The organism is Flaviaesturariibacter aridisoli (assembly GCF_004343705.1).
In the GTDB taxonomy this organism is placed as follows: domain Bacteria; phylum Bacteroidota; class Bacteroidia; order Chitinophagales; family Chitinophagaceae; genus Flavisolibacter; species Flavisolibacter aridisoli.
On sequence record NZ_SKFH01000022.1, the window covers coordinates 36,481 to 60,122 of the forward strand.

A 23,642-nucleotide genomic window follows, 5' to 3' on the forward strand; every position below is an offset into this window, starting at 1 on the left:
TATTCCCGCCTTGCAAAGACTTCCATTCGAAGCTCATTGGAGTCGGATGCATGTTGCGTAACGGGAGAGTTTGCTTCGCTGCGCTCGCAATGACGCCTAGCGTTGCCGCGCCTCGCGCAACTACAAACTATAAACTATAAACTATAAACCGCTCACTCCAGGTCCTTTAACAGCTTTGCGCCTTCTTGTTTGATGTGTGCGTCGTCGCCGGTTTTGTTGGGAAGCGAAGGGAGCTTACGGAGGCATTCGCGGGCGTGGTCGTCCTGGCCGGCCTTGTGATAAGCTTTTGCGAGCTCCAGGTAATTGAGTGCGAATTCGGGCTCGAGGCTGCGGGCCTTCTCATAGCAGCGGATGCTTTCCTGGAGCGAGGCCGGGGGAAGTCCGCCGTACACGATCCGGAGCGCCGCTTTTTCAAACATGCCCAGGTTGGCCACTTCGTAGTGCCACTTGCCCAGCACATGCCAGGCGCGGCCATGCCCCGGGTTGAGCTGCAGGGCCTTTTCCACGTTCGTGCGGATCTCCTTGACCGAGTTCACGCGCTCCTTGCCCGACTGGCTCAGCGCCATGCGGCCCATGGCTACCGCGAGCGCATAGTAGCCGTCGGCGCCCGTGGGGTTCACGGTGACGGCGCGCTGCGCGTACGACTTTCCGAGCTTGTAAAATTCCTGCTGCACTTCCTTGCGTCCCTGTCGCTTGCCGATGCGGCTGCACAGTTCGCTGAGCTTCCAGAGGGCGGGGTAGCTGGAGGGATTCACCTTCACCGCCACCTTGAGGGTTTCAAACGCGGCACCCTCGTTGAGCGCCGCTTCCTGGCGCTGCGCGGTTTCGAGGAGCTCGCGCTCCGATTGCGCACCGGCAGGGCGGGCAAACAGGAGGAAGCCCAGGAGGAGTAGGTGAACTGCTGTCTTCATGGTTCCGGGTTGTAGGCTTTGCGTAGCGACACCCGTACGGATCCCTGGAAATGGTCGATGGCCGGCGTCAGTTTTCGGATGGATACATCGAGACCACGCAGTTGCGGAAAACGGGCCTCCAATGCCGCGGCGATCTGCTGGCAAAGCGTTTCCAGCAAGGCCTGGCGCTGGAGAAAGATCCCGCGGAGCAGGCCATAGGCCTCCACGTAGTTGACCGTGTCGTGGATCGAATCAACGGAAGCGCTGCCATCCACCTCCAGCCGCAGGTCCACCTCGAAAGCGTTGCCCGTATCGGCCTCGCCGGCATAGACGCCGTGCGGCGCCTGAAAGCGGAGGCCTTCCAGGGCGATCGTGAAGTAGGGTGTCATTCCCAGCAATTTAAGGAAATGTCTGATGTCTGATGTCGGATCCGCAGCATTCCGGGCACATTCCGGTCAATGGCGCGCTACCAAATCAGAAATCCGATATCTGAGATCAGCGATCCTCCTAGTGGAGTCCTTTCTCCGACAGGTAGCGTTCGGCGTCCAGGGCGGCCATGCAGCCGGAGCCGGCAGCGGTAACGGCCTGCCGGTAGATTTTGTCCTGCACGTCACCGGCGGCGAACACGCCTTCGATGTTGGTCCTGGCAGAGCCCGGAACGGTAATGAGGTAGCCGGCCTCGTCCATGTCGAGCTGGCCTTTGAAGATGTCGGAGTTGGGCTGGTGACCGATGGCCACGAAGAAGCCTTTGATCGGAATCTCGGTCTTTTCGTTCGTTTCGGTATTGCAGATCCGTACGGCATCCACGGTCTTTTCGCCGAGGATCTCGTCCGTCACGGAGTTCCAGTAAACCTTGATGTTGGATGCGGCCTTTACACGGTCCTGCATCACCCTGGAGGCGCGCATTTCGTTGCGGCGCACGATCATGTGCACGGTGGAGCAAAGCTTCGAAAGGTAGAGGGCTTCCTCGGCGGCGGTATCGCCGGCGCCCACAATCGCCACTTCTTTTCCGCGGAAGAAAAAGCCGTCGCACACGGCACAGGCCGATACGCCGTAGCCATTAAGGCGCTGTTCGCTCTCGAGGCCGAGCCACTTGGCGGAGGCACCAGTAGCGATGATGATCGCGTCGGCTTCCACCAGCTTTTCCTCGTCGATGGTTACTTTAAACGGGTGGCTGGAAAAATCCACGGCGGTGGCGAGACCGTAGCGCAGGTCGGCACCCATGCGGTGGGCCTGCTTTTCGAAATGCACCATCAGCTCGGGACCCTGAACGCCTTCGGGGAAGCCGGGGTAGTTCTCCACTTCGGTGGTGATGGTCAGCTGGCCGCCGGGCTGGATGCCTTGGTACAGCACGGGTTTAAGGTTGGCGCGGGCGGCGTAGATAGCAGCGGTGTAGCCGGCCGGACCGGAACCGATGATGAGGAGCTGTACTTTTTCGGGGCTGTTGTTTTCCATGCTGTTGACGTTCGGGGAGCAAATTTAGCGGCTTTCACGCCCACTTTGTTGCGAAGAGCGGACGCGCCGGGTTTTCGCCCAGGATCGTTGATAACTTGTGGATGGGAAATGAGCACCGAGCAATGGGTTATGATACAAAAGGCGGCGTCGAACCCGTTGCCAATAAACCAATAAACCAATAAACCAATAGACGAATAGACCAATAGTCCAATCACCTCGGAACGATGATCGTCCGGTACTGCGCCGCATAGCCGCCGAAGTAGCCGAGGGCGCCATTGGAGATGTTGCCGAGAACGCGCGTGGGCGAGGCAAAGGGGTTACCCACAGATTGGTACGTGTATTCCATCGTACGCCAGAAGTCGTACGTGGCCTTGTCGATGTTGGCGAGCTTTAGGGTGACGGTGTCGCCTCTTTTAAACGAGCGTTCGTCGAAACCGTTGTTGGTTCCCCCGCGGTCGATGCCCGGGTCGATGGGCAGGTCGTAGGTGGTGCCGTCGATCACCAGGTCGTCGAACACCGAGTTGCGGCCCGGGCGAAGGGGCTCGCTGTTACGGCGCGTCCAGTAGCGCACATAGTCGCCATAGCCGCGCGGGTCGGTTACTTTCACCATCACTTCCACTTTGCCGTCGCTGGTATCGCGCGGGTTGAGGCGCCACCAGGTGGAATCGATGCGCTTGGTGACGGCGGGTATGCGGGTTTGGGCGGTGTAGGTCGCCCCTTCTGCTACAATCCGCAACTGGTAATCGGTTTGAAGCGAACCGAGGAAAGCAGTGGCGAGGTTGCTTGAGTCGAGGGTGTAAAAAGAAACAAAATAACCGCTGTTGCCCGCCGGTACGGTGTACTCTTTCAGCCGGTGCGTGACCGCGCCGTTCGACATTTCCACTTGGGCGCCGTGCACGAAAGAGTTGGCGAGCTGGTCGATGCTGAGGGTAGAAAAGTACGCGAGCGAGCGGCTGAGGATCACCAGCGGCGGCTGCCCGTTTTCGATCGTCGCCTCCACCACCAGCTTCGGGGCGACCTCGGCCACCGGGACGTCGATGTCTCGCTCGCAGCCGGCAAGCGCCGTGATGGTCAGCAACAGGAGGAAGCAGTGTTTCATCGGGACAAAGGTAATCGTGAAGCGTGAGCCGCGAATCGTGAGCGGCTTGCGCCAATAAAAAGGAACGGATGCCATTGGCATCCGTTCTTCAATAGGGTCGTTAGCACTCACGGCTGATGGCTGACGGCTCACGCTTCACGTTCTTATCCCAGGTACGCCTTCAGCGCGTTGCTGTAGCGGGCCTTCTGGAGGCGCTTGATCGCGCGCTCCTTGATCTGGCGGATGCGCTCCTTGGTGAGGTCGTACTTCTGGCCGATCTGCTCAATAGTGACGCCGTTTTCGCCGTCGAGGCCGAAGTAGGCATTCACGATCTCGGCTTCGCGGGGCGAGAGGGATTTCAGCACGCGGCGGATCTCGGCGCGCAGCGAATCCTTCATCACGTCGTCGTCGGTATCGTCGGAGCCTTCCAGCAGGTCGCCCATGGCCACGTCTTCGGCCTCGTGCACGGGTGCGTCGAGGGAGGTGTGGCGGGTATTGCTCTGGAAAATGTTGTTGATCTCGGTCTCGCTCATCTCCAGGATGTCGGCCAGCTCTTCGGTGCTCGGCTCACGCTCGTGCTCCTGCTCGAAGGCCATGTAGGCCTTGTTGGCCTTGTTATAGGTGCCGATTTTGTTCTGGGGAAGGCGTACCAGGCGTCCTTGCTCGGCCAGAGCCTGCAGGATCGACTGGCGGATCCACCAAACGGCGTAGGAAATGAATTTGAAACCCTTCGTTTCGTCGAAGCGCTGGGCGGCTTTGATCAGGCCGAGATTGCCCTCGTTGATCAGGTCCGACAGGGAAAGTCCCTGGTGCTGGTACTGCTTGGCTACCGACACCACGAAACGGAGGTTGGCCTGCACGAGCTTGTCGAGGGCGCGCTGGTCGCCCATCTTGATGCGCTGTGCCAGCGTTGTTTCCTCCTCCGGGGTGATCATCGGGATCTTGGAGATTTCCTGGAGGTATTTTTCAACGGCCTGCGAGTCCCGATTGGTAATCTGGGTAGCAATTTTAAGCTGCCTCATAGTGTGTAATTCCTTGCGTTTAGATATTGAACGAATGAAGACCTTGCCCTGTTGCAAAAAGCTGCGGAAAAGCAGAGTTAAACTTTTTTGGCACTGTCTGCAAAGGTAAGCCGGAAAAATGAATTTGCATAACAATTTTCCTTATATTATGCGCAGCAAAAACTGTACTATGCTTGCTCCGTGCCGGCCAAGCTTGTGTTAAGTCGCCGATTCTGTTACTTATACACGATCCGGCGCATTTACTCACACTGTAGCGGTGTTGGCCCTATTTTTTCGGGCGAGCCAGATCCACAAACCGACGCCTGTCAGCACCAATCCGATCGCGATGACCTCTGCCTGCGTGGGATGGCCCGGCAGGAAATCGATCCGGGTGTTCACGCGGATGGTCTCCACGAGGAAGCGTTCAACGCCGTTCACAATCAAATAGAGACAGAAGAGCGCGCCCGCGGGCTTCAGGCGCGTGCGCAGTCCCCAGAGCAGGAAAAACAGGGCCGTACCGGCAAGGATCTCGTACAAGGGCGTTGGGTAAACCGGCACCGGGAGGGCATTGCAGTACTTGTTGTCGGTGCACCCGGCGATGGGCACGCCGTCTTCATTCACATTGTGCGGGTAGTTGTAGGCTACGAACCAGTTGGGCAGAAAACCCGCCGGCTTTTTGAATGCTTTGTGTTCGGGCACGCCCCCGCTTTCGCGCCAGCGGGAATGCATATAAGCGGCATGTGTTTGCAGGCTGCGCTCATAGTCTCCGGGTGCGGCATCCACTACTTGGTTCTGCGCATTGACGGTGTAAGCGGAATTATAAATTCCCCAGTCGCCGTCGCCGGCCACCTGGCAGCCGATGCGGCCCACGGCATAGGCGATCATCAGGGCCGGCGCCATGGCATCGGCAAGATGACGCACCGGGATCCTGTGCTTGCGGGCATACCACACAATGGCAATGGTGGCTAGGATGAGGCCGCCGTAAAAGGTGAGGCCCGCGGGCGAAAAGATATAGTCGGCGGGGTGCTTCAGGAAGTCGCCCCAGTTTTCGAAAATGTCGAAGAGTTTCGCACCCAGCAGTCCGAAGATGAGTGCGAGGATCGTAAACTCCCCTACCCGATCGTGGGGCCACAGGCGGATGGTGCGCTTCTCGGGCTTCGGCAGTTGCTGCTTGCGCTTTTCCCACCACTTCCAGCCGGCCAGCACGCCACCGAGCAGGATACCGATGAGGGGGCTGCCCATCCCGGAAAACAGGTAGGCCTGCGGGTCCTGCAGTACATCGGAGCCCAGCGTGATCATGCCGCCAATCTTGAAGCCGATCACGAAGCCGCCGATGAAGTTGATCAGCAACTCACCGATCGACGCGGGTTGTCCTACCAGCACCTGTTCGTCGGTGGGCTGCAGCAGGCCAAGGCGGCTCTTGCGGCGCAGCTCGCGGCTCAGCAGGGAGGCGGCAAGCAGGAACGCGAGGGCCACGAAGAACCCGAACGTATTCACGATGCGCAGAAAGCCGGCTTCAATCCCGAAGAGGTCACGAAAGGCGTAGTAGAGATTGGGGTACATAGGCTGCGAAAATAACAGGTAATCGGTTTATTAGTCTATTGGTTTATTGGCAAGCCGGTTCGCCGCCATCCAGGCCAACAAAAAAGGTCCTGCTGGTGCAGAACCTTCTATTTTTTTTCGTCCGTGTTTTCGTGAGATCCGCGAACCTTAGTTGCAATACTGCTCGAATGCGGAAAGCAGGTTGTTGGCGATCATCTGTGCAGAGCGGCCTTCGATCTGGTGGCGCTCGATGTAGTGCACAAGGGAGCCGTTCTTGAACAGGGCAATAGCGGGCGACGAGGGCGGGTACGGCAGCAGGTGCTGGCGGAGGGTTTGCACCGCATCGGTGTCGAAGCCGGCGAACGACGTAGCAAGAAAGTCGGGCTTATGGGTGGCATTGTGCACCGCCATCAGTACGCCGGGGCGCGCAGTGCCGGCGGAGCAGCCGCAAACCGAGTTGATCATCACCAGCGTGGTGCCGTCTTTCTTCAGTTGCGCTTCCACTTCAGCGCCGTTGAGCAATTCGGAAAAGCCATTCTCGGTCAGCTCCTCCTTCATGGGTTGTACTATCTCTGCGGGATACATAGATTCTGATTTTTCGCAAAGGTACGCAACTGCAATCATTGCAGGCAAAGCCGTGCGGGGCTGCCATTGCGTCGTATTTGGCGTTGCAACACTGACATAGTGGCTGAAAAATCGGAATGGTGCTTTGTTTGATCTGCAAGAGGAACACAAGCATTCAAAAAAACAAAAAATAAACAGTCATGACTCACGCCCGATTTAACACCCGCCCAATGGCCGGCGCCGCTTCCTTTAACAACCTGTTGGAAAACTTTTTCGCTCCTGTTTCGTCTGTATATAGTGAACGATCCGTTGCCAATGGCCGCACGCTGGTACCGGTGAATGTACGGGAGACGGAAGCCGGCTACGCGCTCGATGTGGTAGCGCCGGGCTACCAGAAAGAAGACTTTTCGATCAGCCTGCAGGATAAGGTGCTCACCGTATCCGCCGAGGTGAAACGTGAAGACTCTGCTAAAACAGAAAAACTTCTTCGTCACGAGTACAAATTTGCATCGTTCAAGCGTTCTTTCACTATCGATGAAAACATCGACGCCACGGCGGTTTCAGCGCAATATGTTCAGGGTGTGCTGACATTAAACCTCCCGAAGCGCGCGGAAGTCAAACCTTCCGTAAAACAAATCGAAATTCAGTAAGCGGTCACGCTTCACCTTTTTTCTCATAAGCAGTTGGTTTTGGTTTAAATCCCCACGTGTCTACGCGGGGATTTCTTTTTACTGCATGCCGCCGAGGTTGCAGCCCGTACGCCGGCGGGTATCCACCAGGTAAATGATCTTCCATTCACCATGAAGGCGCGCCAGCGTGAACGCATCCACACCGCAATGCGAAAACTTGTCGCCTGCGTAGAAATGGTAGGGCGTCCACACTGTTGCCAGCGGCCCGTCGATCTTCACGCCGTTGAAGGTGATGCGCTCGTCCCATACCTCTTTGTGTGGCCGGGCTACGGCCGACACGAAGGCATCTGCCGGCTCACTTTCGATTCGGGTATTTCCATCGCGGTTTACAAGCACCGTTTGGAGCAGGGCGCCGGGCGCGAAGGCCGCGCGGATGGCTGTTGTATCAGCTCTACGCATGCCATCAAAGAGGCGGTTCACGGAAGCCCGTACGCTGTCTTCGGCGCTCTGCGCCGAGGCCGTTGCGGACCAAACTGTTAAGATTGCAAGGATGCGCTTCATATGAGAATATATTAAGAATAAACGGATGTGTTTTTGCGTCTGTAATGTAAAGATTGCGACTATGAAAACGACCTATTTGGGATCAATGGTTGCAGCCGCCCTGCTGGCGGTGCTGGCAGTGGGTTGTGCGCCGCTGCAGCAGACTACCGGAGACAATGATTATTACGAACCCGATCCGCGCTTGAGCTCGGCGCCGACACGTATTTACGTGGAAGACCCGTATCGCCCGGGCCGGCAGATCCTGGTAGAGCGTGACCCGCTGAGCGGCCGCTATTACCCGGTGAGCAGCATCTACGGTACTTATGGTGGGGTTGCAAATGCGCCTTACGGCGCGTATGACCCCTATTACGGACGCGGCGGCTACAGCAGCGACCCGTATTACGGTCGTCCGCGCAATCGCAACCGCGATGCGTACCACAACAACCCGCGCCCGCCTCAATCGCCGCAGCAACGCGAGCAGGTGCGTCAGCAAGGGGAACAGCGCCGGCAGCAAGCAGCCGACCTCATTTTAAAACGGAAACAATAGAGCCTTCCGGTTGAATTTACCAAAGTACCCAGTTGCTGGCGCTGTTCTCAGCGCGCGAGGTGGGTACTTGTTTTCCTTCGGTCATTTCCGGCACCCGCCGGTTCACATATTCTTTCAGCGCGCGCACCGAAGGCGATGGGGTCGTGCGTAAGAATTCCAATAACGCATAGGTAAATACGCCGTTCCGCAGGTCTGTCCGCTCGAGCGCCGATTGCATGCCTCCCGCGGCGGAAATGATCGTTGCCCCCGTACTTCGCCCCACATTCACAAAAACCTGTTGCATCAACTCAAAGGCATTCGGCCTTCCCTGCGCCACCTGCTTTAGCTCCACACCTTTTTTGGAGGGACCGGCTGCCTGTGTCGCCAAATAATTCGTTGCTTCCTCTTTGTCCACCTCGCCGCTATGACACGCATCGATCAGTAGCAACTTTTGACGCGCCGGTATAGAGTCGAGCAGTGATTCCAATGCGTCGTAAGGTAAGCCCCGCTCCTGCGGCTGCGCAAAGTCCACATCGTACGTTGAAAGAAAATAATCATATGCGTTACTGAGCAGACCGTGGCCTGAATAGGCGAGGATGATTTTATCGATCTCCCGCGAGCTGGCCAGCCGGCTCTTCAAAGCCCTAACCCGTTCCGTGGTTACTTGTTCATTGAAGAGTGTATCGATCTGGATGCGGCGGCCATACTTCGCCTTCAGCAGCAGGGCCAGGTCGCGGATGTCTTTCACACTGTAGCGTAAATTGTGTTCCCGCTGCCGGAAGCGGTCGATACCAATACCGGCAAAATAAAGGCGAACGGCCGTATCGGTTCCCGTACGCACTATTTCCAGGGGCATGCGATAGCTCTCCACGGCCTCACTGTTGGTGACGGATGTCTCGATCTTGTTGCTGCCCGTACCGAGACGGATGGTGAGTACGGTGTCGAAAGCATGCCGGTGTTTGTCCCCCAGCGTCCGGCCGCGGGCACCGAAGAGTGGCACCTCGTTCACCCAAACATTCCATCGGTCCAGCTGCAGCACTGAATCCATTGCAACGATATGCAGGCGAAGGGTATCGGAGCTTAAGGCGCGCGGCAGGTCGGCCCGGCCAGCAAAGTCGGCCACCGGCATGCGGTACCCTGTATTCGTCCAGTGTGTTGTATCGATACCTAATTTCCGGATCCGCTTTTGGTAGGCGAGCCGGAACGACGATACCAGGGAGCTGTCGGCAATGCCGATTGCTTGCAGCACTTTATCAGGCCGGTGGTAGCGTACATCCAGCTGTTCAAAGCTTACAACACCGAGTTGCGGGGTTACATAATGCAGCCGGCGCGCCGCGTCGGCGGTGGCATGGTAGTAATTCCCGGCCGCCATCAGCATGAAGCCCGTAGAATCCAGGCCCAGGAACGAATACAGTTCTTCGCCCGTCGCTGCGTTCCATACACGGCAGGTCTGGTCGCGCGAACAGGTGAGCACCCGCTTGCCGTCCGGGCTGAAGACGCTGCTGTATACCTGATCTCCATGTCCTTTCAGTTGGGTCAGCGCCTTTCCCGATGTACTCCACAAGCGGGCCGTGCCGTCCCAGGACGCGGTCAGGACCATTTTTTCGTCCGGGCTGAACCGTGCTAGGTTCAGGATGCCCGTGTGCCCTTTCAGGTCGGCCAGCACCCGGCCCGTTTGCACATCCCAAAGCTTTGCGGTCTCATCGCCGGAGGCAGTCAGCAGGCGTTTGCCATCGGCAGAAAAGATGGCGCTGTACACGCCGCCCTCGTGTTCGGTAAACTGCAGCAATTCTTCACCCGTTGCGGTATTCCACAGCCGCGCGGTAAAATCCTGTGAGGGAGTAACGATCCGGCTTCCGTCAGGACTGAAGGAGGGTAAAAAGACGTTTTCTCCATGGCCGGACAGGGTATGCATCAAGTGACCCGTTCCGGCGTCCCAAACCTTGACCGTATGATCATCGGAAGCGGTGATCACCCATTTCCCATCTGGACTAAAAGCCCCTGAGTTCACGCGGTGCGTATGACCGGTTAACGTGGCCAGTAGGGAGTCGGGCGACAGGCTCCAGACGCGTCCGGTACCGTCCTCCGAGGTCGACAGCAGGCGCCGGCCATCCGGGCTGAGCGCAAGGCTGTGTATGGACATCGAATGCCCCCCGATACGGCGTAGTATTTTTCCCTGGTCGATTTGGACCAGCACAATGCTGTCGTACCCGATCAGCACCATTGTCGCGCCATCGGGCCCAAACAGGAAGCGCAAATCGTCACCGAACGAAGTTTGGGGCAGTACCGCTTTGAGTGTTCCGGTCGCGGCATCCCAGTATTTTGTTTGACGAAAGCCGCTCGTAATGATCGTTTTTCCGTCGGGACTGAACAAAGCGGCCTGGGTATCATCAGTATAGCCCCGTAGCGGCACCCCTTGCCCGTTGGCTATTTGCCAAAGGTGCGCATCACCCATCCAAGAGTAGCTCCCGACAAAACGCCCATCCCTGCTGAAGGAAAGTCCGCCGCAGGCCTCTTGCGGCAGCCGGGCCACCTCGGTGCCGTCTTCCTGCCAAAGTACGATGCCGCTAAAGCGGCCGTAAACTGATAGGGCGACCTGGTGCGTTCCCGGTTGAAACTGTGCGTCATTCACCCAGCTATTTTTAACCGTAAAAACCCGGCAGGTGCCATTCGTACGGAGGTCCCACAAACGCGCGTCGCTGTTCGGTGCATAGGAAAGCAGCAGTTGACCGTCGCTGCTGAAAACAACGGATTCGGGGGCCTTGTTGTGCCCGCGGAGCACCAGCAGTTGGGCACCGCCGGTATCCCAGAGGCGCAGGGTGCTGTCGGCGCTGGCGGTAGCGATGCGCCTCCCGTCTTCGCTGAATACGGCATCCCGCAGCGCTTGGGTGTGCCCGTTCAGAACAGCAAGCGTCGCTCCGGTCCGGGCATCCCACAGGCGGGCACTCCGGTCGCTTGATGCGGTAAGCACACGTTGTCCATCGGGACTGAAGCGGGCCGACTTGAGCGCGCCCCTGTGTCCTTTCAAGATTCGGACTGTTTGCCGGGTGGCAACGTCCCAGATCCTCGCCGTGCCGTCTGCGGAAGCCGTAATAATCCTGTGGCCGTCCGGGCTGAAAGCGCCCGATTGAAGGCTTCGGCTATGCCCAACGAGGTCGCCAACGAAGGCGCCGGTGGTAGCGTCCCAGATCTTTGCCAGCGAATCGTCGAAGGCGGGGGTGGCGAGCAGGAGGCGCCCGTCGGGGCTGAAGGAGGCTTTGTAAACGCTGCCCTGGAATCCCTTGAGGTCGGCCAGCAATGCGCCCGTAGCGGCATCCCAGATCTTGGCGGTATGGTCGCCGGAAGCCGTGGCCACGCGTTTTCCATCGGGACTGTAAGCCAAACCGTTGATGCGCCCGTTGTGACCGATGGGAAGTACCAGGCGAGGCAGCTGTGCCTGCAAACCGGTTGCCCAACAAGCCAGGAGCAGTAAGAAAATCCGGCAGTGGTGCATAACCCAAAAATAGGGCAACCTTGCCGGCCCGGGTTGTCGCGGGCGATTCTTTATTTGATGTACCCCAGGATCTTCAGCATGCTCTGTGCGCTTTGCTCTTTGGCATACAGCCAGTCCACCAGCTTGCCGTTTTTGTCGCGCTCAATGATGACGTGCTTCGGAGACGGGATGAGGCAGTGCTTGATGCCGCCGTAGCCCGAGATCTGGTCCTGGTAGGCGCCCGTATGGAAAAAGCCGACAAAGAGTGGTCCTTCGCCGTTCGTCTTGGGCAGGAATACCTCGTTGATGTGCTCTTCGGAATCGTAGTAGTCGTGGCTGTCGCAGGTGATGCCTCCGAGTACCACGCGTTGCGGCTCATTATCCCATTTATTGATGGGCAGCATCAGGAACTTTTCGCCGATACCCCAGGTGTCGGGCAGGGTGGTGATGAACGACGAGTCGATCATGTACCAGGTTTCGCGGTCGTTCTGCGATTTCTCGCCGATAACGCTGTAGATGTGCGCCATGCTCTCCCCTACCGTGTAGGAACCGAACTCGGTGAAAATGTTGGGCATCGGCACCTTGTTGCGCTTGCAGGCAGCCTTGATGTTGCCGACGATCTCGGTGATCATGAACTGGTAGTCGTATTCAAAGCCCAGTGAGTGCTTGATGGGGAAGCCGCCGCCGATATTGATGGAATCAAGCTCGGGGCAGATCTTCTTGAGCTGGCAATAGAGGTTGATGATCTTGTTCAGCTCCGACCAATAGTAGATATCGTCTTTGATACCCTTGTTCAGGAAGATATGGAGCATCTTGAGCTGGAACTTGTGCTCATAGCCCTCGATCTGGTCTACATAGAACTCGAGGATGTCCTTGGCGCGGATGCCGAGGCGCGAGGTATAGAACGGGAAGGTGGGCTCTTCCTCGGCCGCCACGCGGATACCGAGCTTGAACTGGCCTTTCACCGATTTGTAGGCGTTGAGTTCTTCCTTATTATCGAGCACGGGGATCACGTTGCGGAAGCCGCTGTTGAGCAGCCCCACAATGCGCCGGGTGTAGGCTTTTTGCTTATACCCGTTGCAGATGATGAACATGTCCTTGCTGATCTTTTTCTTTTCCGCCAGTTTCTTGATGATCTCGATATCGTAGGCATACGAGGTTTCAAGGTGAATGCCATGTTTCAGGGCTTCTTCCACCACGAAGGAAAAGTGCGAGCTCTTGGTGCAGTAGCAATAATGGTATTGCCCCTCGTACTTGTGTTTTTTCATCGCCTTCTCGAACATGTCCTTTGCCCGGTTGATCTGCGAGCCGATCTTGGGCAGGTAGGAAACTTTCAGGGGCGTACCGTATTTGTCGATAAGCGCTTTGATGTCGAGACCGTTAAACTGGAGGTAACCGTCTTTTACTTCGAGTCCTTCCTGGGGGAAGTTGAATGTCTGTTCAACGAGACCGAGGTATGAGTTCGTCATTTACCGGGTAGAGGGGTTGTTGTCGGTGACTAAAATTTTCCAAATGTACGTTTTCGCCGAAAACAAAACCCGAAGCCTCCTTTGGACGCTTCTGTTTGTAGTTTGGAGTTTGTGGTTTGTAGTTGCGCGAAGCGCGGCGCTGGCTGTTCGGTTGTGCTGGTCGCCGTCCATGCACCGCAACGAAAGAGCCGCCCGAAGGCGGCTCAATACTTTATTTGTCTCGGTGTTTACGTCCGTAAGGAACTACAAACCATAAACTCCAAACCACAAACTTACTTCACCTGGGCCACGAGTGCCTTGAAGCTCTCGGGGTTGTTCATGGCGAGGTCGGCCAGAACCTTGCGGTCGAGGGTGATGCCCTTGGTCGACAGCAGGTTGATGAACTGCGAATAGGTGAGGCCTTCTTCGCGAACGGCGGCGTTGATACGGGCAATCCAGAGGCGGCGATATTCGCGCTTCTTGAGTTTGCGGCCTACGTAGGCGTAGGTCATACCTTTCTCAACGACGTTCTTGGCTACAGTGTATACGTTTTTGCGCTTGCCATAGAAGCCTTTGGCTTGCTTAAGAATTCTTTTGCGGCGTGCGCGCGAGGCGACGGCATTTACGGAACGAGGCATGGGAAATCAGTTTGAATGTTTAAAAGAGGGTTCTAACCGCTGCGCTGAAGATTACTTCAGGCGCAGGAGACGCATTACGAAATCCATGTGGGATTTGGCAACAACGCCGTCTTTCCGCAGGTGGCGTTTCCGCTTGGTGGATTTTTTGGTCAGGATGTGACGCTTGAAGGACTTCTGGTGCGTGATCTTTCCGGTGCCCGTTACCTTGAAACGCTTCTTGGCACTGGAGTTTGTTTTTACTTTAGGCATTTTACAATGCAAATTTGAGATTCCACCCTTAAGGCGGCTCCGCACGGGCGGAACACTTGGGGAGCCTGTTCGGGCAATGGGAGCGCAAAAGTAAGGAAAGTTCGTGGCTTGTTGTCTGTCGTTTGTAGTTGTTTTGCTAAATAATTGAATAACAAGGCTGTTTGTGTGGAACTAAACCGCAAACCACGAACGATAAACTACAAACTGCGCTGCAGCATGCAGCGCAGAACAAAGAAACCGCACACCGCCCCGGAAACGTTCAGCAGCAGGTCGTCCACGTCGAAAGAACCCACGTTCGTAGCGTACTGGAACAGCTCGAAAAGGAGGCTCAGGGCGGAGGCCAGTTCGGCGAGGCGCAGGGCGCGGCGGGCCGGGCGGTAAAACAGAGGAAGGAGGAAGCCGAAAGGCACGAAGCCCGCCAGGTTACCGCCCAGCTGGGCCACACCGGTCTGGTAGTTTTCCTGCAGGGTGATGTAATACAAAATGGTCCGGCCAGGCAGCAGGTTCACCGTATGCCCCATTTCGGTCCACCGGAAGTGCGCCAGCTGCTCCCGGAAGGCGGCCGGCCGCTTCACTACGAACAGCAAGGTGAGCACGCACAGGTACGGTACGAACAGCGCCGCCGCAACGCGGCGCAGGTCGCGGCGGACGCCAAAGCCCGGTGCCGCGGAACCACTCATAGCAGCCCGAGCTCTTTTTGCGCCTTTTTGGTCAGCTTGGCGCCTACCAGGCGGTAGCTGTTGCCGACCAATTCCAGCTTTTTCGAGGGCTTCCAGGTGCAGGCTTCGGTCACCAACACCCATTTGGCGCGGGCTAGGTAGGGCGCCGGCTCGATGCCCGGCACGCCGCAGAGCTCCTCGAAATCCTCATCTGGCACCTTGACGCTGAAATTCACCGGTCCCTCCATCCCCGTGACGCAGAACATCCGCCCCCCGATCGTATACACGAGGTCGTGTTCCCATTTGATCTCTTCCTGCACCCCTTTAAGCGCAAGGCAGGTATTGCGCAGTGTATCGCGGTCCATGGAACGAATATCGAAAATCGGCGGAGCTTTCGCATAAAAAAGTAAGCCTCCCGTGTTGCGGGAGGCTGGAATGTTCGTTGCTTTTTTATCCGGGACGGCCCTGTTCTTAAGCTTTCGGTTCCGAAGGACGCGGCTCTTTGGGCTCTTTGGGTTCCTTCGGTTCCTTGGGCTCTTTGGGCTCCCTAGGTTCCTTTGCCTTTTTGGTCTTGGGGCTGATGATCGCCAGCATACGCTTTCCCTCGAGTTTGGGCATGCTTTCCAGCTGGCCCACTTCGCCGAGGCGCTCGGCGAATTTCAGCAGCAGCAGCTCCCCGCGGTCCTTGAACTGGATGGCGCGGCCTTTGAACTGCACGTAGGCTTTCACCTTGTTGCCTTCCTTGAGGAAGCTTTCGGCGTGTTTACTTTTGAAGTCGAAATCGTGGTCGTCGGTGTTGGGCGTGAAGCGGATCTCTTTCATCTCCGTCGTCTTCGCCTTGGCCTTCATCTCCTTTTCCTTCTTCTTCTTGTCGTAGAGGAACTTGTTGTAGTCGATGATGCGGCACACCGGCGGATCGGCCTGCGGAGAGATCTCCACCAGGTCGAGTGCCTGGTCCTGAGCCATTTTCAGGGCTTCCTGCGTGGGGTACACACCCATGGTCACGTTGTCGCCCACGAGACGCACCTGGGGTACGCGGATGTGGTGGTTGATACGATGTTCAGCTTCCTTGCGGGGAATGAATCGTCCTCTGAAACCCCCGCCCGGGCGGAATCCGCCTTTACTTGGTAATGCCATAATGAATCCCTCACTTTGGCCGTCGACAGCCGGCTCCCATGAGGCCTTTGTGTTTGATTTTTATTTCCTGTCGAATTTAAGAACTGTTTTACTCGCCGCGGCGCTCCTTTATTTCAGGAACCACCGTTTCGAGGAATTCCGCGATGGACTGCGACCCGAGGTCGCCCTTGCCCTGTCGGCGGATCGAGACCTTTCCTTCCGTCGCTTCCTTTTCTCCCACCACGAGCATATACGGCACTTTCATCAGCTCCGTGTCCCGGATCTTTTTGCCGATCTTCTCGTTGCGGTCGTCGATCTCTACACGAATATCCGCTTTTTTTAGTTGCGCACGCACTTCTTTAGCATATTCGAGGTACTTGTCGGAAATGGGCAGGATCTTGACCTGGACCGGCGACAGCCAGGTGGGCAGCTTGCCGGCGTAGTGCTCCAGCAGGAATCCGATGAAGCGCTCGTGGGTGCCCAGCGGGGCGCGGTGGATGATCAGCGGCGTTTCCACCGTGTTTTCCTCCGTTGTATAGTGGAGCTTGAAGGAGCGGCCCTGCGAGAAGTCCAGCTGGTTGGTCGCCAGGGTAAATTCCCGTCCGATGACGCTCCAGATCTGCACGTCGATCTTGGGGCCGTAGAAGGCCGCCTCGTCCTGCACTTCCACGAAGGGAATGCCCGACTCGATCAGCACCTCGCGCACCATCGTTTCGGTTTCTTTCCAGAGCTCGGGCTCGTTCACATACTTCACACCGAGCTTTTCGGGTGAATGCAGCGACAGGCGCATCTGGTATTTGTCTACGCCGAAGATCTTGAAATACTTCATGTAGATCTCGTTCACCGCGCGGAACTCGTCGGCAAACTGCGCCTTCGTGCAATAGATGTGGGCGTCGTTCATGTGGAGGCAGCGCACCCGCATGAGGCCGAACAGCTCTCCGCTTTGCTCGTAGCGGTACACGGTACCGTATTCGGCGATGCGGTACGGCAGGTCGCGGTAGCTTTTGGGCAGCGCGTCGTAGATCTTGTGGTGGTGCGGGCAGTTCATCGACCGCAGGTAGTACTTCTCCCCTTCCATCTCCATCGGCGGATACATGCTGTCTGCATAGTACGGCAGGTGCCCCGAGGTGAGGTACATATTCTCCTTGGCGATGTGCGGCGTAACAACGCGCTTGTAGCCGGCGTCTTCTTCCGTTTCTTTCGCCAGCTTCTCGAGCTCCTCGATGATCACGGTACCGTTGGGCAACCACATGATGAGGCCCGGACCGACGTCGTCATCCATGGTATAAATGGCGAGCTCTTTACCGAGCTTGCGGTGATCGCGCTTTTTGGCTTCCTCCAGCAGGGCGAGGTATTCGTCGAGCTGATCTTTCTTGGGGAAGGTGACACCGTAAACGCGCGTCAGCATTTTATTCTTCTCGCTGCCTTTCCAGTAGGCGCCGGCGATGTTGGTCAGCTTGATGGCCTTGATGAATCCCGTGTTGGGAATGTGGGGCCCGCGGCACAGGTCGGTAAAGCCGCCCTGCGTGTAGAACGTGATCTCGCCGTCGGGCAGGTTTTCGAGCAGGTCGAGCTTGTACTCATCGCCCTTGTCGGTGAAATACTGGATGGCCTCGGCTTTGGCGATCGGCTTCCGCACGTAGGGGTTGGCCTGCTTGGCAAGCTCGGCCATCTTTTTCTCGATGGCGGCGAGGTCGTCTTCGGTCATCTTGCGGTCGCCGAGATCGATGTCGTAATAGAAGCCATTGTCCACCGGCGGGCCTACCCAGAACTTAACGCCGGGAAACTGTGCCTCGATGGCTTCCGCCATGAGGTGGGCCGACGAATGCCAGAAGGTATTCTTGCCGCTTTCATCGTCGAAGGTGAGCAGCTTAAAGGACGCATCGCTGTCGATGGGGCGGCTGAGGTCCCACACGTCTCCGTTTACCTCGGCGGCCAGCACCTTTCGGGCGAGGCCTTCCGAGATCGACTTGGCGATGTCCATGCCCGTAGTGCCCTTCGGGTACTGCCGGACGTTCCCGTCGGGAAGCTTAATGTTGATCTGATCGTTCATAAAGGTGGGCAAAATTAACAAACTCTTGCTTCACTCGGATGCCCCTCCGCTAGCCTTATCGTTAAATTCGCCTCGATGAACCCGACGAAAAGGATCCTACTGCTGCTGCTGAGCGCTTTTGGCCTCTTCGCTGCCCGTCCGGCTGCGGCCCAGGGCGGCGTGGCCCGCACGGCTACCGCCAAAGCACCGGCGAAAAGCGTCACTGGCATCTGGCGCGGCTATTTTATTACGGAAAGCGGTGAGCAATACAAACTCGAATTCCAGATCGACGCCCCCACCGGAGCCGTCCGCGGCATCTCGTATTCGTACCTCGACCGCCGCTTTTACGGAAAGTCGAACATGAAGGGTTTTTTCAACACCGGCACCAATAAATTCAACATCGAAGAGTTGCGCACCGTAGAAGTACGGAACAGCGGCGGCGGCGGCACCTGCCTGATGAATTACAAGCTCGATTTCACCCGGTCGGGCAACGAGCTGTTCCTGGAAGGCACTTACCTGGGTAAGCGCGAAGACCGGGCCAACCCGAAAAACAACGGCACCTGGGGCGACTGTGGTGGCGGACGTGTATTCCTGCGCCGCGTGGAAACGTCCGACTTTGAACTGGAACCCTTCCTGAAAAAGCGCGACTCCATCGCCGGTGCCCGCACCAACCCTCCGAAGGTGGCGCCTCCTGCGGCAAACCGTACAACGCCGGCCCCCAAGCCGAAAACCCCGAACGCCGCCACAGTCCGTACGACGCCGAAAAAGCCGGTAACGCCGCCGGTGGCGAAGGCAACGATCCCGAAGCCGAAGGCGCAAACACCGGCCCCGAAGCAGAACCCTGTTATTCCCCCACCCGCTGATAAGCCGCTTCCCGTGGTGAAGCGCCCCGAACCGGTGTTCATCCCCGCACAGACCCGCAACCGTGAAAACAGCACGGCCAAGGTCTTTGAAGTGCACAACGAGGAGATCCTCGTGAAGCTGTATGATAACGGCGAGATCGACGGCGACACCATTTCGGTATACCTCGACAACAAGCTGGTGCTGGCGCACAAGGGCCTCAGCGCGTCGCCGCTGGAGCTACGGGTGAAGCTCGATCCGAACAACCCAGAGCACACGCTGGTAATGGTGGCGGAAAACATGGGCCGCATTCCGCCCAACACCTCGCTGATGATCGTTTGGGACGGCGACAAGCGCTATGAAGCGCAGATCACATCGACAGAGAACAAAAATGCCCTGGTGCGTTTCCGCTATACCGGCACCGGCCCGGGCACGCCTTAACTCCAACCGTTCATCGAAAAATGCCGCGCCGGCACGGGCATAGCCGCTAAATTCCCATCGTGAAATATTTGTTCCTGCCCTTTTTGTGCCTGCTGTCGCTGCTTTGTGTTGCGCAGGAACCCAACCTGAACGGCATCTGGAAGGGAACGCTCACCCAAAGCGCGGGCGGCTGTTTTCCGAAATATTACATCGAGCTGCAGATCGACGTCAGCGGCGATACCGCGGCAGGCGCTTCGTACCACTACTCGGACATCACCAATTACGTTAAGAAAAAATTCCGTGGCGCCTATTACCCTTCGGTACGCAAACTATACCTGAGCGAAGGGGCGGTGCAGACGTTCAAGATCCCGGCCGATTGCATTCCCTGCATCAAGAATTACGAGCTGTGGTATTCGCGCAACGGCAACGTGGAAACACTGCGCGGCGAATGGAACGGCAAGGTGATGAACAGCGACGCTTCCTGCCAGCCGGGCCAGCTGACGCTGACCCGCGTCAAAACATCGGCCTTCGCCGAGATACCCGAGGTGGAAGTAGATACCGGGATGATCCGACTGGATTTTTACGACAACGCCGAGATCGACGGGGATTCCATCAGTGTGCGCGTCAACGGCGCCACCATCCTGACGAACAAGAAGCTGGACATCACGCCTGTGACCGCTTTCGTGCACATCGACCTCGAGCACACGTTCCAGGAAGTGGAAATGGTGGCCGTGAACCTCGGTCGCATTCCGCCGAATACCGCCCTGCTCATTGTAACGGCCGGCAGCAAGCGGTACAAATTATACCTGACGTCTACGGAAAGCAAAAGCGCGAAAGTGCGCTTCATTTACGATCCCCCCAAGTAGAGAGCGAACGCAGATCCCGCAAGCGGGATACGCAGATCTATTATGGTTGGTTATTTGCTGACGCACTTTAATCAATAGCGTTTATCCGCGCTAATCTTAAAAATCATAAGAATCTGCGTTCTTTCTCCCGCCGCTTGCGGCGCATCAGAACTTGAAATTCCACGTTACCGCCGGGATGATCGGGAACAGCGACACCTGCTTGGCCTGCACCTGCAGGGTGCCTGCGAGCGGATCGCCCTGCTGGTCGAAATAGATGAAATACGGGTTGAGGCGGCTGTAAACGTTGTAAACGCTGAAAACCCAGCTGCTGCTGAAGCGGCGCGGCCGTTTGGGCTGCGGCGTGTAGGTGGCCGACAAGTCGAGGCGGTGGTAAGGTTTGAGGCGGTATTGATTCACCTTGCTGTATTCCTGCGTAAGGGTGCCGTCGATGATATAAAAGCGTTCCGGAAGCGTCGTGGCGTTGCCGGTGCCGTACACGAATACCCCTCCTACTTTCCATTTCGCATTGAGTTCATACATGCCCACCACCGAAAGGTCGTGGCGGCGGTCGTACTTGGCCGGGTAGCGTTCGCCGCCGTTGATGTCGGGAAATTGGCGCCAGGTCCACGACAAGGTATAGCCCACCCAGCCCGTCAGCCGGCCCCGCACTTTGTTCACCAGGAACTCCGCACCGTAGGCCCACCCGTGCCCGAAAACGAAGTGTTCTTCCGGGTCTCCGACGTTGGGCTGGTAGCCTTCCTCGAACTCGATCTGGTTTTGCATGTCCTTGAAATACACTTCCAGCGACGTCTCGTATTGATTGTCTTTGAAGTTGCGGAAATAGCCGGTGGCATACTGCCAGCTTACCTGCGGCCGCACGCGGTAGGTGCTGGGCACCCAGAGGTCGGTAGGCAGCGTGGTACCGGCATTGCTCACGAGGTGAATGTACTGGAGGTTGCGCGTCACCGAGGCTTTTATCGATGATGCGGAATCCAACTGGAAGCGCGCCGTGATCCGCGGCTCGAAGCCGGAGTAGGCTTGCACCGGGTTAAAGCGACCGTAGACCGTGCTATCGAGCTTGTTTCCATCGGCATCGCGGAGGAATTTCTTGTAGGGTCCGAGCTGTGTAAACCCGCTCCAACGCAGACCGTAAGCCACTTTCAGGCGGTTGGTCAGGTCCCAGTCGTCCTGGACATAGAGCGCGTTTTCCAAAGCGTATTTCAACTCGGCGTTTCCGGGTGAGAAGACCACCGAATCCTGCCGCCCCGACACCTGGTTGGGTACGAACTTGTGATAAGTACTCTGCCCGCCGAACTTGATCCGGTGGCTACCGGCGGGGTACCAGTCGAAGTCGGCCTTCAGGTTGCCATCGCGGATGCCCGAGGATAGCCCGACCTCGAAATTGTTCTGCGTAGCCCCGAAGCGGAAGTGGTAGTCGTTGTATACCAGCGTCGTGTTGGAGAACAGCCGCGGCCCGAACACGTGGTTCCAGCGAAGCGTCGCCGTAGCGTTGCCCCAGGGAATGTTGGCATTGAAGGAGCGCTTTTTACTGACAAAGCGAAACACGTCGCGTCCGAAATAGCCGCTCAGGTAAAGGCGGTCTTTTTGCGAAAAGCGGTAGTTCACCTTTGCATTCAGGTCGTAAAAGTAGTAGCCCGAGCCGGCAGCATTGGCGTCTTTGCTCACAAAGGGCTTCGTGAGGACGTCTACGTAGGTGCGGCGGCCCGAGATCATGAAGGAGGCTTTGTTTTTGACCAGCGGTCCCTGCAGCGACAGGCGCGAGGCGATGAGGCCGATGCCGCCCTCGCCGGTAAATTTCTGGTTGTTGCCGTCTTTCATAGCCACGTCGAGCACCGACGAAAGGCGCCCGCCGTACTGCGCCGGCATGCCCCCTTTGATCAGCGCCGTGTTCTTGATGGCGTCGGAATTGAAGATCGAAAAGAAGCCGAACAGGTGGCCGGTGTTGTATACCACGGCGTCGTCGAGCAGGATGAGGTTCTGGTCGGGGCCACCGCCGCGAACGTAAAAGCCTGCGTTTCCTTCACCTGCGTTGCGAACGCCGGGCAGGAGCTGGATGGTCTTCAGGATGTCGACCTCGCCGAGGAAGGCGGGAATGTTTTTGACCTGCACCATCGACAGGTTGATCTGGCCCATCTGCGCGTTGCGCACGTTGGCATCGCGGCGGCGGCTGTATACCACCACTTCGCTCATCGCCGCGGATTTTGATTGCAGCAGCAGGTTGATCGTTTCGCCTGACGCTACCGCCAGCGGGCGCGTGTGGGCGAAGTAGGAAACGTGTGAGGCCACCAGCGTATAGTGGCCGCCTTCGATACTGAGCGAATAATAACCGTACTGGTTCGATGTAACGCTGCGGCCCGTTCCGGCGAGTGCCACGGTCGCCCCGATGATCGTTTCACCGGAGGCGCTGTCGCGAACGTAGCCGGAAATGGTGTATCGCGTTTGAGCCGTCACTGCCAGCGTCAGCAGGGCCGCGAGCAGCGTCGCCAGGAAGCGCATAGGTTACTTGTTTACCGCGAAGAGTAGGCTGTCTTTGGGCTCGCCGCACTTCAGCATCCCGCCCTTATAGGTCGGGTGATGGAGGCCCATATAGGGATTGCGTACGGTGCTGCTGCTGTTGAGCCACACCCCTGGTTCGGTGTCATTGAAGGCCATGTTGCACTCGATCAGGTAGGTCGGGGCGGCATCGTAGCGGATCACGCGCAGCAGGTCGTACAGGTTCTGGGAGAGCGAATTGAAGCTGCGGCGGGCTTCAGTGAGGTTGGGAGCCGTCTGCATGGCCGTCAGGTCGCCGGCAAACATGTCTTTGTAGCTGATGGCGGTTTCATAGATGGCCGTGTCCTTGTGCAGCTCATCGTACGCCACGGATCCGAGGCTCGTTTGCAGCTTGGCCGCCTGTGTTTTTACCGCCGCACTGTCCCAGTTTACCAATTGCTCGCGCAGGGCATCGTAGTCGGCCATGGCTTTGCCCACCGACGTGTTAAAAGCCGCGCTGTACTTGCTCTGGGCCACGGGCTTCTGCTTTTCGGGCTCGGGGCCTGCCGGCTCTTCGGACTGGTGAAAGGCGACAAAATAAACCCCCAGGGCGGCTGCGGCCAGGGCGAGGATCCAGATGAATTTCCGCATGGGGGCAAAATTAGGCAAGTTTACAGTTGACCGTTTACAGTTTATGGTTTATAGTTGCCCAAACCGTGAAACCCTTCCCAAAGCCCGTTTAAGGCGCATCTCAACCCCATAAACTATAAACTATAAACTATCTTTGCGCTCTCCTAAAACTCTCCTTCTCTATGCTCGCAGGCTTTCAAAACGTGACTTTCGAATTCGGGGCGCGGACCATCGTGAAAGATGCCACCTGGCACATTCACCCGCAGGAACGCATTGGCCTGGTAGGCTACAACGGCACCGGCAAATCCACCCTGCTCAAGGTGCTGGTGGGCGAATACCAGCCCTCCAACGGTACCGTGGAGCGCGGGCGCAATACCAGCATCGGCTACCTTCACCAGGATCTCCTCTCCTTTGAGACGAGCGAGTCGATCCTCCAGGTGGCGCAGCATGCCTTCGACCGGGCCGTGGCCATCGGTAAGGAGCTCGACGAGCTGACGAAGAAGCTGGAGACCGAGCAGACCGACGAACTGCTGCACCTGTACAGCGACAAGCTGCACGAATTTGAAGAAGCCGGC

At 57.4% G+C, this 23,642-nt stretch carries 23 protein-coding genes; 5 read left to right on the plus strand and 18 right to left on the minus strand.

The genetic code is table 11. From position 1 onward, the window contains the following. Nucleotides 1–152: 152 nt before the first annotated feature. The 7 genes from E0486_RS12520 to E0486_RS12550 form a co-directional block, all read right to left on the minus strand. Nucleotides 153–911 carry a tetratricopeptide repeat protein gene (locus E0486_RS12520; protein WP_131852524.1) on the minus strand — a complete coding sequence of 253 codons (759 nt, stop codon included), beginning with the start codon at nt 909–911 and terminating at the stop codon, nt 153–155. Next, on the minus strand, nt 908–1,279 hold the full coding sequence (gene folB / locus E0486_RS12525) for a dihydroneopterin aldolase (protein ID WP_131852525.1): 372 nt from the start codon (nt 1,277–1,279) through the stop codon (nt 908–910). The genes E0486_RS12520 and folB overlap by 4 nt, the downstream gene beginning before the upstream one ends. Nucleotides 1,280–1,397: 118 nt before the next feature. Further along, complete coding sequence (gene trxB, locus E0486_RS12530) at nt 1,398–2,345, minus strand: thioredoxin-disulfide reductase (RefSeq protein ID WP_131852526.1); 948 nt, start codon at nt 2,343–2,345, stop codon at nt 1,398–1,400. A gap of 211 nt (nt 2,346–2,556) precedes the next feature. Beyond that, nucleotides 2,557–3,444: a DUF4249 domain-containing protein gene (locus tag E0486_RS12535; RefSeq protein WP_165917317.1), complete on the minus strand. Its 888-nt coding sequence runs from the start codon at nt 3,442–3,444 to the stop codon at nt 2,557–2,559. 143 nt (nt 3,445–3,587) lie between these two features. After that, on the minus strand, nt 3,588–4,445 hold the full coding sequence (locus E0486_RS12540; RefSeq protein ID WP_131445970.1) for a sigma-70 family RNA polymerase sigma factor: 858 nt from the start codon (nt 4,443–4,445) through the stop codon (nt 3,588–3,590). Nucleotides 4,446–4,688: 243 nt separating this feature from the next. Further along, nucleotides 4,689–5,987 carry a prolipoprotein diacylglyceryl transferase gene (locus E0486_RS12545; RefSeq protein WP_131852528.1) on the minus strand — a complete coding sequence of 433 codons (1,299 nt, stop codon included), beginning with the start codon at nt 5,985–5,987 and terminating at the stop codon, nt 4,689–4,691. Between the two features lie 147 nt (nt 5,988–6,134). Then, the gene (locus tag E0486_RS12550; protein WP_131852529.1) at nt 6,135–6,551 is read right to left on the minus strand and encodes a BrxA/BrxB family bacilliredoxin; all 417 of its coding nucleotides are present in this window, start codon (nt 6,549–6,551) and stop codon (nt 6,135–6,137) included. Nucleotides 6,552–6,730: 179 nt separating this feature from the next. On the opposite strand from E0486_RS12550, the gene E0486_RS12555 reads away from it, so the two are divergent. Further along, nucleotides 6,731–7,180, plus strand: a complete 450-nt coding sequence (locus tag E0486_RS12555) for an Hsp20/alpha crystallin family protein (protein WP_131852530.1) — start codon at nt 6,731–6,733, stop codon at nt 7,178–7,180. Nucleotides 7,181–7,258: 78 nt separating this feature from the next. On the opposite strand, the gene E0486_RS12560 is transcribed toward E0486_RS12555, so the two are convergent. Beyond that, entirely contained in the window at nt 7,259–7,720 is a 462-nt protein-coding gene (locus E0486_RS12560) for a nuclear transport factor 2 family protein (protein WP_131852531.1), read from the minus strand. A gap of 61 nt (nt 7,721–7,781) precedes the next feature. On the opposite strand from E0486_RS12560, the gene E0486_RS12565 reads away from it, so the two are divergent. Then, entirely contained in the window at nt 7,782–8,246 is a 465-nt protein-coding gene (locus E0486_RS12565; protein WP_131852532.1) for a hypothetical protein, read from the plus strand. 16 nt (nt 8,247–8,262) lie between these two features. On the opposite strand, the gene E0486_RS12570 is transcribed toward E0486_RS12565, so the two are convergent. The 8 genes from E0486_RS12570 to thrS form a co-directional block, all read right to left on the minus strand. Next, nucleotides 8,263–11,667 (minus strand): caspase family protein, encoded by a 3,405-nt coding sequence (locus E0486_RS12570; RefSeq protein ID WP_165917318.1) that lies wholly within the window; start codon nt 11,665–11,667, stop codon nt 8,263–8,265. A gap of 101 nt (nt 11,668–11,768) precedes the next feature. Beyond that, nucleotides 11,769–13,166 (minus strand): type III PLP-dependent enzyme domain-containing protein, encoded by a 1,398-nt coding sequence (locus E0486_RS12575; RefSeq protein ID WP_131852534.1) that lies wholly within the window; start codon nt 13,164–13,166, stop codon nt 11,769–11,771. Nucleotides 13,167–13,438: 272 nt separating this feature from the next. Continuing rightward, nucleotides 13,439–13,783, minus strand: a complete 345-nt coding sequence (gene rplT, locus E0486_RS12580; protein WP_131852535.1) for a 50S ribosomal protein L20 — start codon at nt 13,781–13,783, stop codon at nt 13,439–13,441. A gap of 51 nt (nt 13,784–13,834) precedes the next feature. Beyond that, on the minus strand, nt 13,835–14,032 hold the full coding sequence (gene rpmI, locus E0486_RS12585) for a 50S ribosomal protein L35 (protein WP_131445992.1): 198 nt from the start codon (nt 14,030–14,032) through the stop codon (nt 13,835–13,837). A 197-nt stretch (nt 14,033–14,229) separates the two neighbouring features. Then, nucleotides 14,230–14,712, minus strand: coding sequence for a VanZ family protein (locus E0486_RS12590; RefSeq protein WP_165917319.1), 483 nt, complete (start codon nt 14,710–14,712; stop codon nt 14,230–14,232). Further along, nucleotides 14,709–15,056 carry an MmcQ/YjbR family DNA-binding protein gene (locus E0486_RS12595; RefSeq protein WP_131852537.1) on the minus strand — a complete coding sequence of 116 codons (348 nt, stop codon included), beginning with the start codon at nt 15,054–15,056 and terminating at the stop codon, nt 14,709–14,711. The genes E0486_RS12590 and E0486_RS12595 overlap by 4 nt, the downstream gene beginning before the upstream one ends. A gap of 106 nt (nt 15,057–15,162) precedes the next feature. Then, a complete protein-coding gene (infC, locus tag E0486_RS12600) occupies nt 15,163–15,828 on the minus strand; it encodes a translation initiation factor IF-3 (RefSeq protein ID WP_131852538.1) in 666 nt (221 codons plus the stop codon). A gap of 88 nt (nt 15,829–15,916) precedes the next feature. Beyond that, nucleotides 15,917–17,860, minus strand: coding sequence for a threonine--tRNA ligase (thrS, locus tag E0486_RS12605; RefSeq protein WP_131852539.1), 1,944 nt, complete (start codon nt 17,858–17,860; stop codon nt 15,917–15,919). Between the two features lie 75 nt (nt 17,861–17,935). Here thrS and E0486_RS12610 point away from each other — a divergent pair, with 75 nt between their 5' ends. Together E0486_RS12610 and E0486_RS12615 are read left to right on the plus strand one after the other, a co-directional pair. Further along, complete coding sequence (locus E0486_RS12610; protein WP_131852540.1) at nt 17,936–19,120, plus strand: hypothetical protein; 1,185 nt, start codon at nt 17,936–17,938, stop codon at nt 19,118–19,120. A gap of 59 nt (nt 19,121–19,179) precedes the next feature. Continuing rightward, nucleotides 19,180–19,965 carry a hypothetical protein gene (locus E0486_RS12615; RefSeq protein ID WP_131852541.1) on the plus strand — a complete coding sequence of 262 codons (786 nt, stop codon included), beginning with the start codon at nt 19,180–19,182 and terminating at the stop codon, nt 19,963–19,965. A gap of 144 nt (nt 19,966–20,109) precedes the next feature. Here the strand turns inward: E0486_RS12615 and E0486_RS12620 are convergent, their stop codons facing one another. Next, nucleotides 20,110–22,461 carry a TonB-dependent receptor gene (locus tag E0486_RS12620; protein WP_131852542.1) on the minus strand — a complete coding sequence of 784 codons (2,352 nt, stop codon included), beginning with the start codon at nt 22,459–22,461 and terminating at the stop codon, nt 20,110–20,112. A gap of 3 nt (nt 22,462–22,464) precedes the next feature. Further along, nucleotides 22,465–23,088 carry a DUF3347 domain-containing protein gene (locus E0486_RS12625; protein WP_131852543.1) on the minus strand — a complete coding sequence of 208 codons (624 nt, stop codon included), beginning with the start codon at nt 23,086–23,088 and terminating at the stop codon, nt 22,465–22,467. Between the two features lie 161 nt (nt 23,089–23,249). Between E0486_RS12625 and E0486_RS12630 the strand changes: the two genes are divergently transcribed. Further along, nucleotides 23,250–23,642 (plus strand): ATP-binding cassette domain-containing protein (locus E0486_RS12630; protein WP_131852544.1); only part of this gene is annotated, 393 nt, incomplete at its 3' end.